Below are 13,572 nucleotides of genomic sequence, written 5' to 3'. Positions count from 1 at the left end.
AAAACGTCCGCTCTAACGTGCACGTCAGAGCAGCCTTGAGATGCATTCATCCCCGGCGTGAACGCCGTGGCTTTCTGCAAGAGTCCCGGTAAACGCCTTCGCGGCAACGCTGGTGAACCCGGAGTACATGGCGTCCAGGCTCGACGCCTGTGTGTTTGAGGGAACCAGCCAGAAGACGGCGTCCGCGCCGGCGAAGGCCCGGGTCGATGACCTCGGCGTCGCCGTGCGAGCCGGTGACGACGTCGACGCGGGCGCGGACGGCCTCGGGGAGTTTCCCGGGGTCACGCACGATGACGCGCAGCTCTTCGCCGGTGGTGCCGGTCTCGTCGAGGAGGATCTCCAGGAGCCGGCTGCCGATCTGGCCGGTGGGAGTGGTGATGACGATCATGCATCGAGTCTCGGGGCGGCCATCCAACGGCGTCCAATGCCCTTTCCGGCGATTGATACCTTCAGGGCATGGACCTCGATCTGCGCAAGCTCCGCTACTTCGCCACGGTGGCCGAGCACCGGCGCTTCGGCCGGGCGGCGGAGCGGCTCTACATCACCCAGCCGGTTCTCAGCCGTCAGATCCAGTCGCTGGAGCAGGAGTTGGGGTGCACACTGCTCATACGGACCACGCGCAGTGTGGAGCTGACCGACGCCGGCAAACAGCTCTATGAGGAGGCACAGCAGATCCTCCCGTCGATCGCTGCGGCGGTCCGGCGTGTGCAGGACGCGGATCAGGGCCTCCAACAGCTCACGGTCGCCTTCTCCCCCGGGCTGTATGTGTCGGAAGCGATCCGGGCGTTCGCCTCGCGCCACCCGGACGTCGAGATCGATGTGGTCCCGGCACGCTGGTGGGAGCCGGACCGTCCGCTGCGGGACGGCCGCGCCCAAGTCGGGTATCTGCGGCGGCCGTTCGACGAGTCGGGCTTGCGCATCATTCCCATCGGCCATGAGCCCAGAGTCGCCTGTATGCCGGCGGGGCACCCGCTGGCGTGTCGTCAGGAGCTCACCTCGACGGATCTCGACGGCGAGCGGATGATCGATATGCCAAAGCGGCGGACGTCGTCGCTTGAGGAGAAGTTCGAGCTCATCGCCTCCGGGCATGGCATCGGGCTTATCCCGCTGAGTGTCGCCCGGTCCTACTCCCGCCCCGACCTGGTCCACCTCCCCGTCACCGACGCCCCAGGAATCGAGACCTGCCTGGCCGTTGTAGCGGACCGGCGCGAAAAGCTGCTGCGTGACTTCCTGGAGATCGCCACGGCGACGCTGCGGCGCACCTGAGCGATTGCCCGTTGCCGCACCGGCCCCTGGGGCCAACTTCCCGGCTTCGCCGGCCAAGAGGTGGCCGCCGACTGAACGCGCCGGAGGGCTCGTCAGCACACCGCTGTCGTGCGGCGGTGTGTACGCCCTGTGTCACTGACCCGCCCTAGACCCAGCGTCGCGCCGCCTCCACGCTGTCGCCGCCACTGGTGTTGAAGGCGACCGCCGCCTGTGGCGCATGGCGCCGCACCAGGTTCACCACCTGCTCAAAGAGCGGCAGCAGCGGCTCCGGCTTGCGGATGCCGCCGCCGATCACCACCACATCCCAGGGCCGTTCGGTCAGGGCCGTGACAATGGCGGGCTCGGCGGACTCGTCCAGTGTGATCAGGGTCATGGCTGACTCGATGCCGTGCTCGGCGAAGCGGCTCAACTCCTGGTCCAGGGTGGCTCGGAGGGCGTCCGCGTCGAGGCCGGGCATGGCATGGGCGGGGATGGCGTGGGGATCGATACCGATGACAAGAGCAGTAGGCATGCGGGCAGCGTAGCCACCGCCCGGGGCCAGGGCGCATCGGGTCAGAGGGGCTGAAGCCGGGCGTTCAGGAGGCAGAATTCATTGCCCTCCGGGTCGGCCAGCACGCGCCAGCTCTCGGTGCCGGTCTGGCCGACGTCGACCGGCCTGGCGCCGAGGGCGAGCAGCCGCGCCAACTCGGCGTCCTGGTCGCGGTCGGTGGCGTTGACGTCGATGTGCAGCCGGAGCTTCCCGGCCCGTGGGTCGCTGCTGGGGCCGAAGACAAGGGTGGGCTGCGGGCCGCCGAAGCCCACGCCGGGCGGCCCGATTTCGATGCTTCCGTCGGCCTCCCGGCCGAGTTCGACGTAGCCGAGGACCTCGCTCCAGAATGCGGCGAGCCGGTCGGGATCGGCGCAGTCGATGACCAGTTCACTGATGCGGCATGCCATGGCCGGTCAGTGTACGTGGACGGAAGTGGAAGGAAGAGGTCCAATACCTGTTTCGGCAAGGCGGCTTGGCTGCTCGGCGAACGAATAATGGGTTGCCCATGGGGATGGTGGTGGGTCCAATGACCGGCATGGTCAACATGCCACCATCGCCGCCCGGAGCGGAGCACACAGCCGGGTCCTCCGTCCGCCTGGGTGCTCTCGTCCCGCTGTCGCGGCCCGGCTGGACCGAGGCGGGCCGGCATCTGCTCGCGGGGCTGGACTTGGCCGTTCGCGAGGTCAATGACGCTGGCGGGATCGCCGGCAGGCCACTGGAGCTACTGGTCCGGGACACCGCGGCCGATCCGGAGCGGGCCGCGGCGGCCATGGACGAACTGGCCGGCCTGGGCGTGGCGGCCGTGGTGGGTGAGTACCACAGCTTCGTGGCCCGGGCCGCCGCCGCCCGGGCCGGCGCCCTCGGTGTGCCGTTCCTCTGCTCGTCCGCGGTGCTCGACGGGCTCACCGCGGAGCCGACGGAGTGGGTCGCGCGCCTGGCCCCGGCCCAGTCCCATGGCTGGCGGATCTACGCGGACTTCCTCCTCGGCGCGGGCCGGCGCCGGATCGCCCTGGCGACCCAGCCGAGCGTCTACTGGGCGTCCGGGACCCGCGTCCTGCGGGACCAACTCGCTGCCCGCGGCGGCACCGTTGTCGAATTCGACACAACCGCTCTCACCCCTGAGGCGCTGTGCGACGCGCTTGTCGATCACGGCGCGACGGCGCTCCTGCTCCTGGTCGGCCATCCGGAGCCGGCGGTGCCGCTTGTCCGGGCCGTCCGGGGCGACCGGCGGCTGGCGGAGATCCTGATCGGCGCTCCGGCCGGACAACCGGAGTTCGCCGAGTGGGCCACGGCGCTGGGCGAGGACGGCGCCGGGATCCCGTTCCTGCGCTATCTGCCCGAGCGTCTCGGTCCGCTCGGCGAGCGCGTCGGGAGGGAACTCCTCGGGCAGTTGGGCGAAGCGCCCTCCTTTGTGGCCTTCGAGGGCTGGGACAGCATCGCCGTGCTCGCCGCGTTGCTGCGTTCCCAGGGCGCGGACCGGGCGGCCATCGCCGGGTCATGGCCGTGCGTGGCGGTCGAGGGCACCCGTGGGCCGATCCGGTTCGGCCGCGTACCGGGCATCAGCGTGTGGCAGTGGGCTTGGGCACCGGTCCAGGTCGTTGACCGGGACCCGGCGCGACTCGATCGCTTTCGGGTTCTGCACGCCGGCTGAGGGAGCGCTGACGGAACCCGTGAGCCGGTGACCATCCGTCCTACACCGACCGCTCCCGGGTCGACCGGGTGTGCCGAAGTGCCGCCACCTGCCGGTACAGTTCGACCGCCTCCGCGGAGCGGCCGAGTTGTTCCAGGCAGTGGGCCTCGTCATTGCGGCTGGCCAGGGCGTCGGGGTGGTCGGCGCCCAGCACGCGCTGGCGGGCCTGGGCGACATCGCGGTAGACGGCCAGGGCGTCCGGCCAGCGGCCCAGCCAGCCCAGGCCGACCGCCACCTCCCGGCGGCTGACCAGGGTGTCGGGGTGGTCGGTGCCCAGTACCCGGGCGCGGATGGCGGCGACGTCGCGGGCCTCGGTGAGTGCTTCCTCCCAGCGGTGCAGCCGGCCGAGGTTGATGCCGACCGCGTGCCGGGCGCGCAGGGTTTCCGGGTGGACCGGTCCCAGGAGGCGGGAGCGGTCCTCGACCAGGGTGCGGAAGACATCCAGGGCTTCGGTGTCCCGGCCGAGCCGGCCCAGGCAGATGCCCGCCTCATAGCGGGCGGCCAGGGTGTCGGGATGGTCGGCGCCGAGCACCCGGGAGCGGGCGGCGGCCACATCGCGGTAGATGCGCAGGGCGTCGCGGCGCCGTTCCAACAGGCTGAGCACATGGGCGACTTCGCAGCGGGTGACCAGGGTGTCGGGGTGGTCGGCGCCCAGTACCCGGGCGCGGGCGGCGGCGACCTCCAGGGCGGTGCGGTAGGAGTCCTCCGGCCGTCCCAGCCGGCCCAGGCTGAAGGCGAGGTTATGGCCGCAGCGCAGGGTGGCGGGATGGTCGGGGCCCTGGGTGCGTTCCCGGGCGGCGAGCACGGCGGCGTACACCTCCCGGGCCTCGAAGTGGCGACCCAGCAGGCCCAGTACATGGGCGGACTCCTGGCGGGCGGCCAGGGTGTCGGGGTGGTCCGGGCCGAGGGTGCGGGAGCGGCCGTCGGTGGTCCGGGCGTACTCGCGCAGCGCCTCGTCCAGGTGACCGAGGCGGGCGAGAGTGGCGCCGAGGTCATAGCGGGCGGCCAGGGTGTCCGGGTGGCCGGCGCCCAGCAGCCGTTCGCGTTCGGCGACCACCGACCGCTGGACCTCGCCGGCCTCGGACCACCGGCCCTCCTGGCACAGCCGCAGGGCCTCGTCCTGCCGGGTGGTGAGTTCGGTGAGCGGGGTGGCCGGCGGCGGGGGGCGTTCGGTTCCGCCGCCGGCCGGGCGCCGGGGGCCGGGGGCGGTCCAGGAGCCGGTGAGGGCCTCCGCCGGGTCGGGCGGTACGGGGGCCTGCGGGTCGGTGCCCACCGCCTTGGAGCCGGTGGTCATCTCCTTGGCCCAGGCGGGGAGTCGGGGCTCGGTGACGGGGGGCGGCGGCGGTACGCGCGGCACGGGGACCTCTTCCGTGCGGCGGGCCTCGGCGACCCGGCGGACCAGTTCGGCGGCGTCCTCCGGGCGGTCGTCGGGGTCCTTGGCCAGCAGCCCGAGGATCACCCGCTCCAGCGGAACCGGCAGTTCCGGGCGGTGCTCGCGTGGCGGGCGCGGCGGGGTGTCCCGGTGGCCGACCAGCACCGACCAGGCGTCGTCCATGTCGAACGGCGGTACTCCGGTGGCCATTTCATAGAGCACACAGCCGAGTGAGTACAGGTCACTGCGGTGGTCCACGCTGCCCGCGCCGATCTGCTCGGGCGACATGTAGTGCGGGGTGCCCATGGCGACGCCGCCGCCGGTGAGCCGGGCGGTGAAGCCGATGTCATGGGCCAGGCGCGCTATGCCGAAGTCGCATATCTTCACGGTGCCATCGGTGAGCCGCATGATGTTGGCCGGTTTGAGGTCGCGGTGCACGATGCCCTGCCGGTGGGTGTAGGCGAGTGCGGCGCCGACCTGTTCGGCGATCTCGGTGACTTCGGTTACCGGCAGCGGGTGTTGTTTGTTGTCCTCCAGCAACTGGCTGAGGTTGCGGCCGTCGAGCAGTTCCATGACCAGGAACAGCACGCCCTCGTGCTCACCGAAGTCATGGACCACGGTGACGCCCCGGTGCTGGAGCGAGGCCGCCACCCGGGCCTCCCGGCGGAAGCGCTCGCGCAGCACCCGCAGATAGGAGTTCTCATGCCGGGGACCCAGCGGTTTGAGGCATTTGACGGCCACCTGGCGGCCCAGGGACTCGTCGCGGGCCCGCCACACCTCGCCCATGCCGCCCCGCCCGATCCGGTCGAGCAGCTGATAACGGCCCTGGATCAGCCTGGTCTCCGCCATCCCGCGCCGCCGCCCCCGTCGATTCGCCCAGCCTCCCCCGGCTCTTCAAGTATGGCGGGCGGTAGTTGCGGCTTGTAGGGCGACGGCCGACTGCCGGGTCCCAGTCCGGCCACGGCCATAAGGATGTGTTTCGGCGGCAGTTGCCCGCGGATGGTGCTGGGGATGCGGCGCAGCAGGGTGCCGGTGGTACGCGGGCGGCGGTTGGTCTCGGCGGGCGGGGGCGCGGGGCGCCCGTACAACTCGTGGGCGTATGGGGGCAGGGCGGCGTGGGCGGAGGCTGCCACGCGCCCCCGGAGTGCGGCGCGCAACGGAATCAGGGGTGCCGGGGCCGGTGGCCGGTGCGGCCCGGGAGCTCTGTCCGGGCCGCACCGGGGCGGGGTGCTGTCTCAGGAGGCCGTCCAGGCGCGGAAGACGCCGACGCAGCCGCTGACGGTCAGCTCATGGCGCTCGAAGTGCTTGTCGAGCTGGTCGCGGAGGTCATTGAGGTTGTCCCGCTCGTTATGGAAGACGCCTGTCCGGTTGAGGAACCACATCATCTGCCGGGCCGCGAAGGTCACCGGGACGCCGGCCGACAGCACGGTGGCGCCGAAGACGATTCCTCCGGGGCGGACGGCGGCCGCGGCGTGGGAGAAGGCGATGCCCTTCTCCGGCAGGCTGCCGGGGACACAGTGCAGCAGATAGCTCATCCCCACCGAGTCGAAGGACTTCTCCGGCACGGGAAGGGGTTCCAGGACATTGGCGCGGACCGTGGTGACCTGGTAGCGCCGCAGGCGGTCGGCCGTGTGGGCAAGGGAGTTGGGGTTGAGGTCGGCAAGGGTGATCCTGGGGTCGGGCACCGGGAACCGGGCGTGGTCGAGCAGATAGCCACTGCCCACACCGATCTCCAGGTGGCGGGCGCCGACGCTCTGGTCGTACAGCTTCCGGGAGACCGCCGGCGGGCAGCGCCAGAAGAAGGGCGCGGTGCCCCGGTAGACCGCGAGGTCATAGAGGTTGAGCGCCTGCTTGCTGTAAGCGGCCTGCCCGTCGATGACCGCTTGGTCGAGGCGCTTGTCGTGGTTGGTGCCGCTGGTCGTCATCGATGCTCCTGTTGCTGAAGGCCGCTGAGCCAGGGGTGAAGGGAACGCAGCGCGGACTCGCTGTGTTCGCGGATGAGAGAGAAGTGGGTGCCGGGGGTGTCCAGGGCGGTGTGCGGCAGCCGCCAGTGCGCCCGCCAGTCGGCCGGCGGCTCCTCGAAGGCCGGCTGCGAGGCCCTCAGGAGCAGGGTGGGCGCGCTGACCGGTGCCGGGCGCCAGTCCTGGAACAGCCGGGAGTAGTGCGCCATGGCGGTCAGGGCGGCGTCGTCGCGGATGTCCTCGGTCCAGCGGGCGTCCGGCGAACCGGCCCTGCGGTCCCGGTCGACAAGGGCGTGCAGGTGGGCGAGCATGGCACTGCCGGGCCAGTAACTGTCCAGTAGCACCACGGCGTTGGGGACGGTGCCACGCTCTTCGAGAGCGGCGGCGGTGGCGTGGGCGATCCAGCCGCCCGCCGAATAACCGAGCAGGACCACGGATTTGCCGTCGGCGCACTCCTCGACGCCATCGGCCTGCAGACGGGCCAGGGCGTCCACGGAGGCGGGCAGCGGTTCCCGCCAGTCGAAGCCGGGCGCCGGGCAGGCCCATAGGTCCCGTTCGCCGCGGGCGGCGGCGGCCAGCCGGGCGTACTGCTGGGCCCCGGAGCCGCCGGCGAAGGTGGGGAAGCAGACCAGCGCGGGGCCGGCGGGTCCTCGGCTGAGGCGGACGGGGGGTATCCGGTGCTCGGGCGACGGGGTGTCGAAGGCGGGGCGGAACGCGGCGACGCGCCGCATCAGCTCCTGGAACTCCTCGGTACGGTCCTGTTCGCCGGCCCGGGCGAGAAGGGGCCCCAGGGTGGACCGGGCTCCGTCGCCGCCCGTCCCGGCCGCCCCGTTCTGCCCGTCGGGTCCGGCCGGGCCGGCGGCCGTCCACTGGTCCACCAGGTGCCGGGTCAGGGCGGTGACGGTGGGGTGCTGGAAGACCAGGGCGGGGGGCAGGCGCAGGCCGGTGGCCGCGCCCAGCCGGTTGCGCAGGTCCACCGCAGTCAGTGAGTCAAAGCCCAGCTCGGGAAGGGGAGTTCCGTCCTCCACCGGGTCCGGGCCGGCCAGCCGGAGGGCGGCCGCGACCTGGGTGCGCACCAGCTGGGCGACCAGCGGTGCCCGCTCCTCGTCGGACGCGGCCGCCAGGCGCTGCCGGAACTCCCGTCCGCCTTCGGTGTCCTGCCGCTCCCTGGCGCGGCTCCCGGCGGCGGGCAGGGCGGCCTGTCCGGGCCAGTAGCGCTGGTGCTGGAAGGGATAGGTGGGCAGGTCCACCAGGCGGGCGCCGCAGTCGGCGAGCATCCGCTCCCAGCCCACCGGGACGCCCCGGACATGGAGCCGGGCCAGGGAGTGCAGCAGGGCGCTCGCCCCGGACTCGTCCGGCCGGCGGTCCGGCAGCAGGACGAGTCCGTCCTCGGCGGCCTGGCCGAGGGCCTGGCCGAGGGCCTCGTCCCGGGCCTCGGCGGTGTCGTCCGGGCCGAGCCGGAGGCAGTCGTGCACTCCGTCGACCAGCAGCCACCGCAGCCCCTCGGCGGGGATGGCGCTTTCCCGGGCCAGGGCGGTCCAGTGGTCGGGAGAGCGGAGTTCCTCCGGGGTCAGCGGGCGGCCGGTGCGGCTGGAGACCAGGGGGATGCGCGGCGCCCGGAAGGCCAGTTCCTTGACGGTGCGGCGGATGTCGTCCTCCGGTGACCCGAGGGCGAGCAGCAGTGCCGCCGCGTCGTCCAGGGTGAGCGCGCCCGCGCAGTGGGCGGCGGCCGGTTCGCCCAGCCGGTGGCCCAGCAGATGACTGGGGACGGTTCCCCAGTGCTCCAGCAACCGGAACAGTGCCACCTGCTCGGCGAAGCGCACCACCCGGACGAGCACCGGGTCCGCCGGTATCCCGCCCTTGGCGACCAGTTCCCCCAGCGGCCGGTCCAGCCGGGCCCGGAAGGCGGCGCCCACCTCGTCCACGGCCGAGGCGAAGGCCGGCACCCGGAGGTAGAGCTCCCCGGCCGGCCCGCCCGAGGGGCCGGTTCCGCCGGGGAACAGGAAGGCCGCCCTGCCCCGGGCGCGGGCGGTGCCCCGGACCAGGCTTGGGGCCTTGTCGTCGGCGGCCAGCAGCGCCAGCCCGGCCAGCAGTTCGTCCCGGTCCTGCCCGAGCAGCACCGCGCGGTGTTCCAGCGGGGCCCGGGTGGCCGCCAGGGAGCGCCCGGTATCGGCCGGCCCCAGGGCGGGGCGGTCGGCCAGGAACCGGTGCAGCCGGCCGGCCTGGGCCCGCAGGGCGGCGGCGGTCCGGCCGGACAGCGTCCAGGGCACAACCGGCACGGCGGCCGGCGGATGCGCGGGCTGCCGCTCGCCCTCGGCGGTTTCCGCCGGCGCCTGTTCCAGGACCACATGGGCGTTGGTCCCGCTGATGCCGAAGGCCGAGACGCCGGCCCGGCGCGGCCGGCCGGTGTCCGGCCAGGGCCGTGACTCGGTCAGCAGCTCCACCGCGCCCGCCGACCAGTCCACATGCGGGGTGGGGTCGTCCGCGTGCAGGGTGGGCGGCAGCACGCCCCGGTCCATCGCCAGCACCATTTTGATCACGCCGCCCACGCCGGCCGCGGCGGCGGTGTGCCCGATATTGGACTTCAATGACCCGAGCCATAGCGGGCGTTGGGCCGGCCGGTCCTGGCCGTAGGTGGCCAGCAGGGCCTCCGCCTCGATGGGGTCGCCCAGGGCGGTGCCGGTGCCATGGGCCTCCACGGCGTCCACATCCCGGGCGGCCAGACCGGCGTTGGCCAACGCCTGGCGGATGACGCGCTGTTGGGCGGGGCCGTTGGGCGCGGAGAGGCCGTTGCTGGCGCCGTCCTGGTTGGTGGCGCTGCCCCGGATCAGGGCCAGGACCGGGTGGCCGGCGCGGCGGGCCGCGGACAGCGGTTCCAGCAGCAGCATTCCGGCGCCTTCGCCCCAGCCGGTGCCGTCGGCGCCGGCGGCGAATGCCTTGCACCGCCCGTCCGGCGCCAGGGCCCGCTGCTGGCTGAACTCCACAAACGCCCCCGGGGTGGACAGCACCGTGGCCCCGCCCACCAGGGCCGCCGTGCAGTCGCCCTGCCGCAGGGCCTGGACGGCCAGGTGGAGGGCGACCAGGGAGGAGGAGCAGGCGGTGTCCACGGTGATGGCCGGGCCTTCCAGGCCGAAGGTGTAGGCGATCCGGCCGGAGGCGACGCTGGTGGAGGTGCCGGTCATCAGATGGCCCGCGCCGCCGTCCTCGGTGGCGGTGAGCACCGGCAGGTAGTCCTGGCCGCTGATGCCCATGAACACCCCGGTGCGGCTGCCCCGCACCGCGGCGGGTGCCAGCCGGGCCCGCTCGAACACCTCCCAGGCCACCTCCAGCAGTTGGCGCTGCTGGGGGTCCATGGCCAGGGCCTCGCGCGGGCTGATCCCGAACAGTCCGGGGTCGAACCGGTCGGCGTCATGCAGGAATCCGCCCCGGCGGACATAGGTCCGCCCCGGCCGGCCCGGGTTGGGGTCGTAGAGGTCCTCGGTGTTCCAGCCCCGGTTGGCCGGGAAGGAGGAGGTGGCGTCCCGTCCCGAGGCGAGCAGGTCCCACAGCTTCTCGGGGGAGGTCGCCTCGCCCGGGTAGCGGCAGCCCATGGCCACAATGGCGATCGGCTCACCGGCGACGGGCACCATGGGCGCCGGATCGCCCGACTGTGCACGCTCCCCGGTGAGTTGGCCCCCGGTGAGTCGGGCCAGCAGGTGGGCGGAGAGCCGTTCCGGGGTGGGGTGGTCGAAGGCCGCCGCCGGGCTGAGGCGGACCCCGGTGGCGGTCGCCAGCCGGTTGCGCAGTTCCATGGCGGTCATGGAGACAAAGCCGAGGTCGGTGAAGGCCCGGGTGGTGTCGAGTTCCGCCGCCGAGGACAGGTTGAGCACCACGGCGGCATTCTCGCAGACCGTCCGCAGCACCGCGCGTTCCCGTTCGCTGTCCGGGAGTTCCACCAGGCGCTGCCGGAACAGGGTGGCGGCGCTCTCCTCGGCTTCCGGGGCCGGGGCGGTGGGCTGGGCGTCCAGCCAGTAGCGGCGGCGCTGGAAGGCATGGGTGGGCAGGTCCACCAGCCCTCCGCACGGCCCGAGTTGGGATGACCAGTCCACCGGTATGCCGCGCACCTGTGCTTCCGCGACGGAGGTGAGGAACCGCCTCAGGTGTCCCTCTCCGCGCCGCAGCGAGGAGAGCACCACGCCCTCGGTGGCGGCGGCGTCCAGGATCTCCTGTACCGAAACCGCCAGCACCGGGTGCGGGCTCACCTCGATAAAGCCGCGGTGTCCGGCGGCCAGCAGCCCGCGCACGGTGGGGTCGAAGCGGACGGTCTGCCGCAGGTTGCGGTACCAGTAGGCGGCGTCCAGGCCGGAGGTGTCGGCCAGGGCGCCGGTGACCGTGGAGAAGAACGGGATCCTGGCCGCCCGGGGGGTGATTCCGGCGAGCACCGACAGCAGTTCGGTCTCCAGTGACTCCACATGGGCCGAGTGGGAGGCGTAGTCCACCGCGACCCGGATCGCCCGGATGGCTTGCTGTTCGGCGGCGGCCAGCAGTTCGTCCAGCGCCTCGGCGTCCCCGGAAACCACCACCGAGGACGGGCCGTTGACCGCCGCGATACCCAACCGCGGCTCCCATGGGGTCAGCCACGGCCGGGCCCGGTCGGCGGGCAGGCCCAGGAAGGCCATTCCGCCCCGGCCGGAGAGGTGTTCGGCGATCAGCCGTGAGCGCAGGGCCACGATCCGCGCCCCGTCCTCCAGCGACAGCGCGCCCGCCACACAGGCGGCGGCGATCTCGCCCTGGGAGTGGCCGACCACGGCTCCGGGTTCCACCCCGTGGGAGCGCCACAGCTCGGCCAGCGAGACCAGCATGGCCCAGAGCGCCGGCTGGACCACATCGACGCGGTCCAGCGAGGCGGCGCCCTCCGCGCCGCACACCACATCGACCAGCGAGAAGCCGGTATGGGGTGCCACGGCCTCGGCGCACTGACGCAGGCGGTCCCGGAAGACGGCCGAGTCGCGGTACAACTCGGCGGCCATGCCCGCCCATTGGGCCCCCTGCCCGGGGAAGACAAACACCGGCCTGCGCCCCTCGGCGGCGATGCCGGTCACCACGCCGGGCGCGCCCTGCCCCTCGGCCAGCGCGTCCAGGCCGGCGAGGAACTCCTCCCGTTCCCCGGCCAGGATCACGGCCCGGTGGTCGAAGAGGGTGCGCGAGACCAGCAGGGAGTGGCCGATGCCGGCCGGGGAGAGTTCCGGGCGGGCACGGACATGGTCGCGCAGCCGGGCGGCCTGTTCCCGCAGCCCCCGGTCATTGCGCGCGGAGACCACCCAGGGCAGCATCGTCCCGGCGGGCGGCACCGGCGGCTCGGCGGGGGCCGGGAAGCCATCCGGTTCCGCCTGTTCCAGCACCACATGGGCGTTGGTGCCGCTGATGCCGAAGGAGGACACCGCCGCGCGGCGCGCCCGGCCGGTGTCCGGCCAGTCACGGACCTCGGTCAGCAGGCGCACCGCGTCCGAGGACCAGTCCACATGCGGGGTGGGCGCATCGATGTGCAGGGTGGGCGGCAGGACGCCCTTGCGCATCGCCAGCACCATCTTGATCACACCGGCGGCACCGGCCGCGGCCTGGGTGTGGCCGATGTTGGACTTCAACGAGCCCAGCCACAGCGGGCGTTCGGCGGGCCGGTCGCGGCCGTAGGTGGCCAGCAGGGCCTGGGCCTCGATGGGATCGCCCAGCCGGGTCCCGGTGCCATGCGCCTCCACCGCGTCCACCTGGTCCGGCGCCAGCCGGGCGGCCGCCAACGCCTGCCGGATCACCCGCTGTTGGGCGGGGCCGTTGGGCGCGGTCAGGCCGTTGGAGGCACCGTCCTGGTTCACCGCCGAGCCCCGCACCACGGCCAGCACCGGATGCCCGTTGCGCCGGGCGTCGGACAGCCGCTCCAGCAGCAGCAGCCCCACGCCCTCGCCCCAGCCGGTGCCGTCCGCCGACGCGGCGAACGCCTTGCACCGGCCGTCCGGCGCCAGCCCGCGCTGCCGGCTGAACTCCACAAACATGCTGGGCGTGGCCATCACCGCCACCCCGCCGGCCAGCGCCAGGGAGCAGTCGCCGGCGCGCAGCGCCTGGGCGGCCTGGTGCAGGGCCACCAGGGAGGAGGAACAGGCGGTGTCCACGGTGACCGCCGGGCCTTCCAGGCCGAAGGTGTAGGCCAGGCGGCCGGACATCACACTGGCCAGGAAGCCGGTCGAGTAACCCTCGAAGTTCTCCCGGGCGTTCTGCACCAGCAGCGCGTACTCCTGGCTGCTGGTGCCGACGAAGACCCCGGTCCGGCTGCCGCGCAGGGCGGCCGGGGCGAGGCCGGCGTGTTCGAAGGTCTCCCAGGTCACCTCCAGCAGCAGGCGCTGCTGGGGGTCCAGTGCCAGGGCCTCGCGCGGGCTGATCCCGAACAGGGCCGCGTCGAAGGAGGCCACATCGTCGAGGAAGCCGCCTTCCCGGGCGCAGCTCTTGCCGAACCGGTCGGGGTCCGGGTCATAGAGGTCCTCGGCGTCCCAGCCTCGGTCCGCGGGGAAGGGCGTGATGGCGTCCTGTCCGGAGACCACCAGGCGCCACAGGTCCTCCGGCGACCGGACGCCGCCCGGGAAGCGGCAGCCCATCGCCACCACCGCGATCGGTTCTCCGGCCGCCTCCTCCAGCTCCCGCAGGCGGCCGCGCGTCTCATGCAGGTCGGCGGTCACCCGCTTGAGGAAGTAGCGCAGCTTGTCGTCCGTCACCATCCGAAAACACC

General features: G+C 73.1%; 6 protein-coding genes and 2 pseudogenes. 2 read left to right on the top strand and 6 right to left on the bottom strand.

What is annotated here, in order from left to right; genetic code table 11:
- Nucleotides 1-60: 60 nt before the first annotated feature.
- Nucleotides 61-388 (bottom strand): annotated as a pseudogene (locus ACIHFE_RS33655) (NAD(P)H-binding protein); the annotation flags it as partial.
- A gap of 68 nt (nucleotides 389-456) precedes the next feature.
- Between ACIHFE_RS33655 and ACIHFE_RS33650 the strand changes: the two are divergent.
- Nucleotides 457-1,266 carry a LysR family transcriptional regulator gene (locus tag ACIHFE_RS33650; protein ID WP_400112740.1) on the top strand — a complete coding sequence of 270 codons (810 nt, stop codon included), beginning with the start codon at nucleotides 457-459 and terminating at the stop codon, nucleotides 1,264-1,266.
- Between the two features lie 145 nt (nucleotides 1,267-1,411).
- On the opposite strand, the gene ACIHFE_RS33645 is transcribed toward ACIHFE_RS33650, so the two are convergent.
- Nucleotides 1,412-1,777 (bottom strand): hypothetical protein, encoded by a 366-nt coding sequence (locus ACIHFE_RS33645; protein ID WP_400112738.1) that lies wholly within the window; start codon nucleotides 1,775-1,777, stop codon nucleotides 1,412-1,414.
- A 41-nt stretch (nucleotides 1,778-1,818) separates the two neighbouring features.
- A complete protein-coding gene (locus ACIHFE_RS33640) occupies nucleotides 1,819-2,202 on the bottom strand; it encodes a VOC family protein (RefSeq protein ID WP_400112737.1) in 384 nt (127 codons plus the stop codon).
- A 128-nt stretch (nucleotides 2,203-2,330) separates the two neighbouring features.
- On the opposite strand from ACIHFE_RS33640, the gene ACIHFE_RS33635 reads away from it, so the two are divergent.
- Nucleotides 2,331-3,446, top strand: a complete 1,116-nt coding sequence (locus ACIHFE_RS33635) for an ABC transporter substrate-binding protein (protein ID WP_400112744.1) — start codon at nucleotides 2,331-2,333, stop codon at nucleotides 3,444-3,446.
- Between the two features lie 40 nt (nucleotides 3,447-3,486).
- Here the strand turns inward: ACIHFE_RS33635 and ACIHFE_RS33630 are convergent, their stop codons facing one another.
- The 3 genes and pseudogenes from ACIHFE_RS33630 to ACIHFE_RS33620 form a co-directional block, all read right to left on the bottom strand.
- Nucleotides 3,487-5,706, bottom strand: coding sequence for a tetratricopeptide repeat protein (locus ACIHFE_RS33630; RefSeq protein WP_400112736.1), 2,220 nt, complete (start codon nucleotides 5,704-5,706; stop codon nucleotides 3,487-3,489).
- Nucleotides 5,707-6,092: 386 nt separating this feature from the next.
- Nucleotides 6,093-6,782 (bottom strand): class I SAM-dependent methyltransferase, encoded by a 690-nt coding sequence (locus ACIHFE_RS33625; protein ID WP_400112734.1) that lies wholly within the window; start codon nucleotides 6,780-6,782, stop codon nucleotides 6,093-6,095.
- A 41-nt stretch (nucleotides 6,783-6,823) separates the two neighbouring features.
- Nucleotides 6,824-13,558: pseudogene (locus ACIHFE_RS33620) on the bottom strand (type I polyketide synthase); the annotation flags it as partial.
- Nucleotides 13,559-13,572: the final 14 nt, after the last annotated feature.

The sequence above is a fragment of the Streptomyces sp. NPDC052396 genome (assembly GCF_044593195.1).
Classification (GTDB): Bacteria; Actinomycetota; Actinomycetes; order Streptomycetales; family Streptomycetaceae; genus Streptomyces.
The sequence above is the reverse complement of the archived record's forward strand: the minus strand, read 5'-3'. Positions and strand labels throughout refer to the sequence as shown.

Bases quoted from the DNA above. Each gene is read 5' to 3' on its own strand.
- ACIHFE_RS33650 (WP_400112740.1), top strand. From the start codon at position 457: ATGGACCTCGATCTGCGCAAGCTCCGCTACTTCGCCACGGTGGCCGAG.
- ACIHFE_RS33645 (WP_400112738.1), bottom strand. From the start codon at position 1,777: ATGCCTACTGCTCTTGTCATCGGTATCGATCCCCACGCCATCCCCGCC.
- ACIHFE_RS33640 (WP_400112737.1), bottom strand. From the start codon at position 2,202: ATGGCATGCCGCATCAGTGAACTGGTCATCGACTGCGCCGATCCCGAC.
- ACIHFE_RS33635 (WP_400112744.1), top strand. From the start codon at position 2,331: ATGGTCAACATGCCACCATCGCCGCCCGGAGCGGAGCACACAGCCGGG.
- ACIHFE_RS33630 (WP_400112736.1), bottom strand. From the start codon at position 5,706: ATGGCGGAGACCAGGCTGATCCAGGGCCGTTATCAGCTGCTCGACCGG.
- ACIHFE_RS33625 (WP_400112734.1), bottom strand. From the start codon at position 6,782: ATGACGACCAGCGGCACCAACCACGACAAGCGCCTCGACCAAGCGGTC.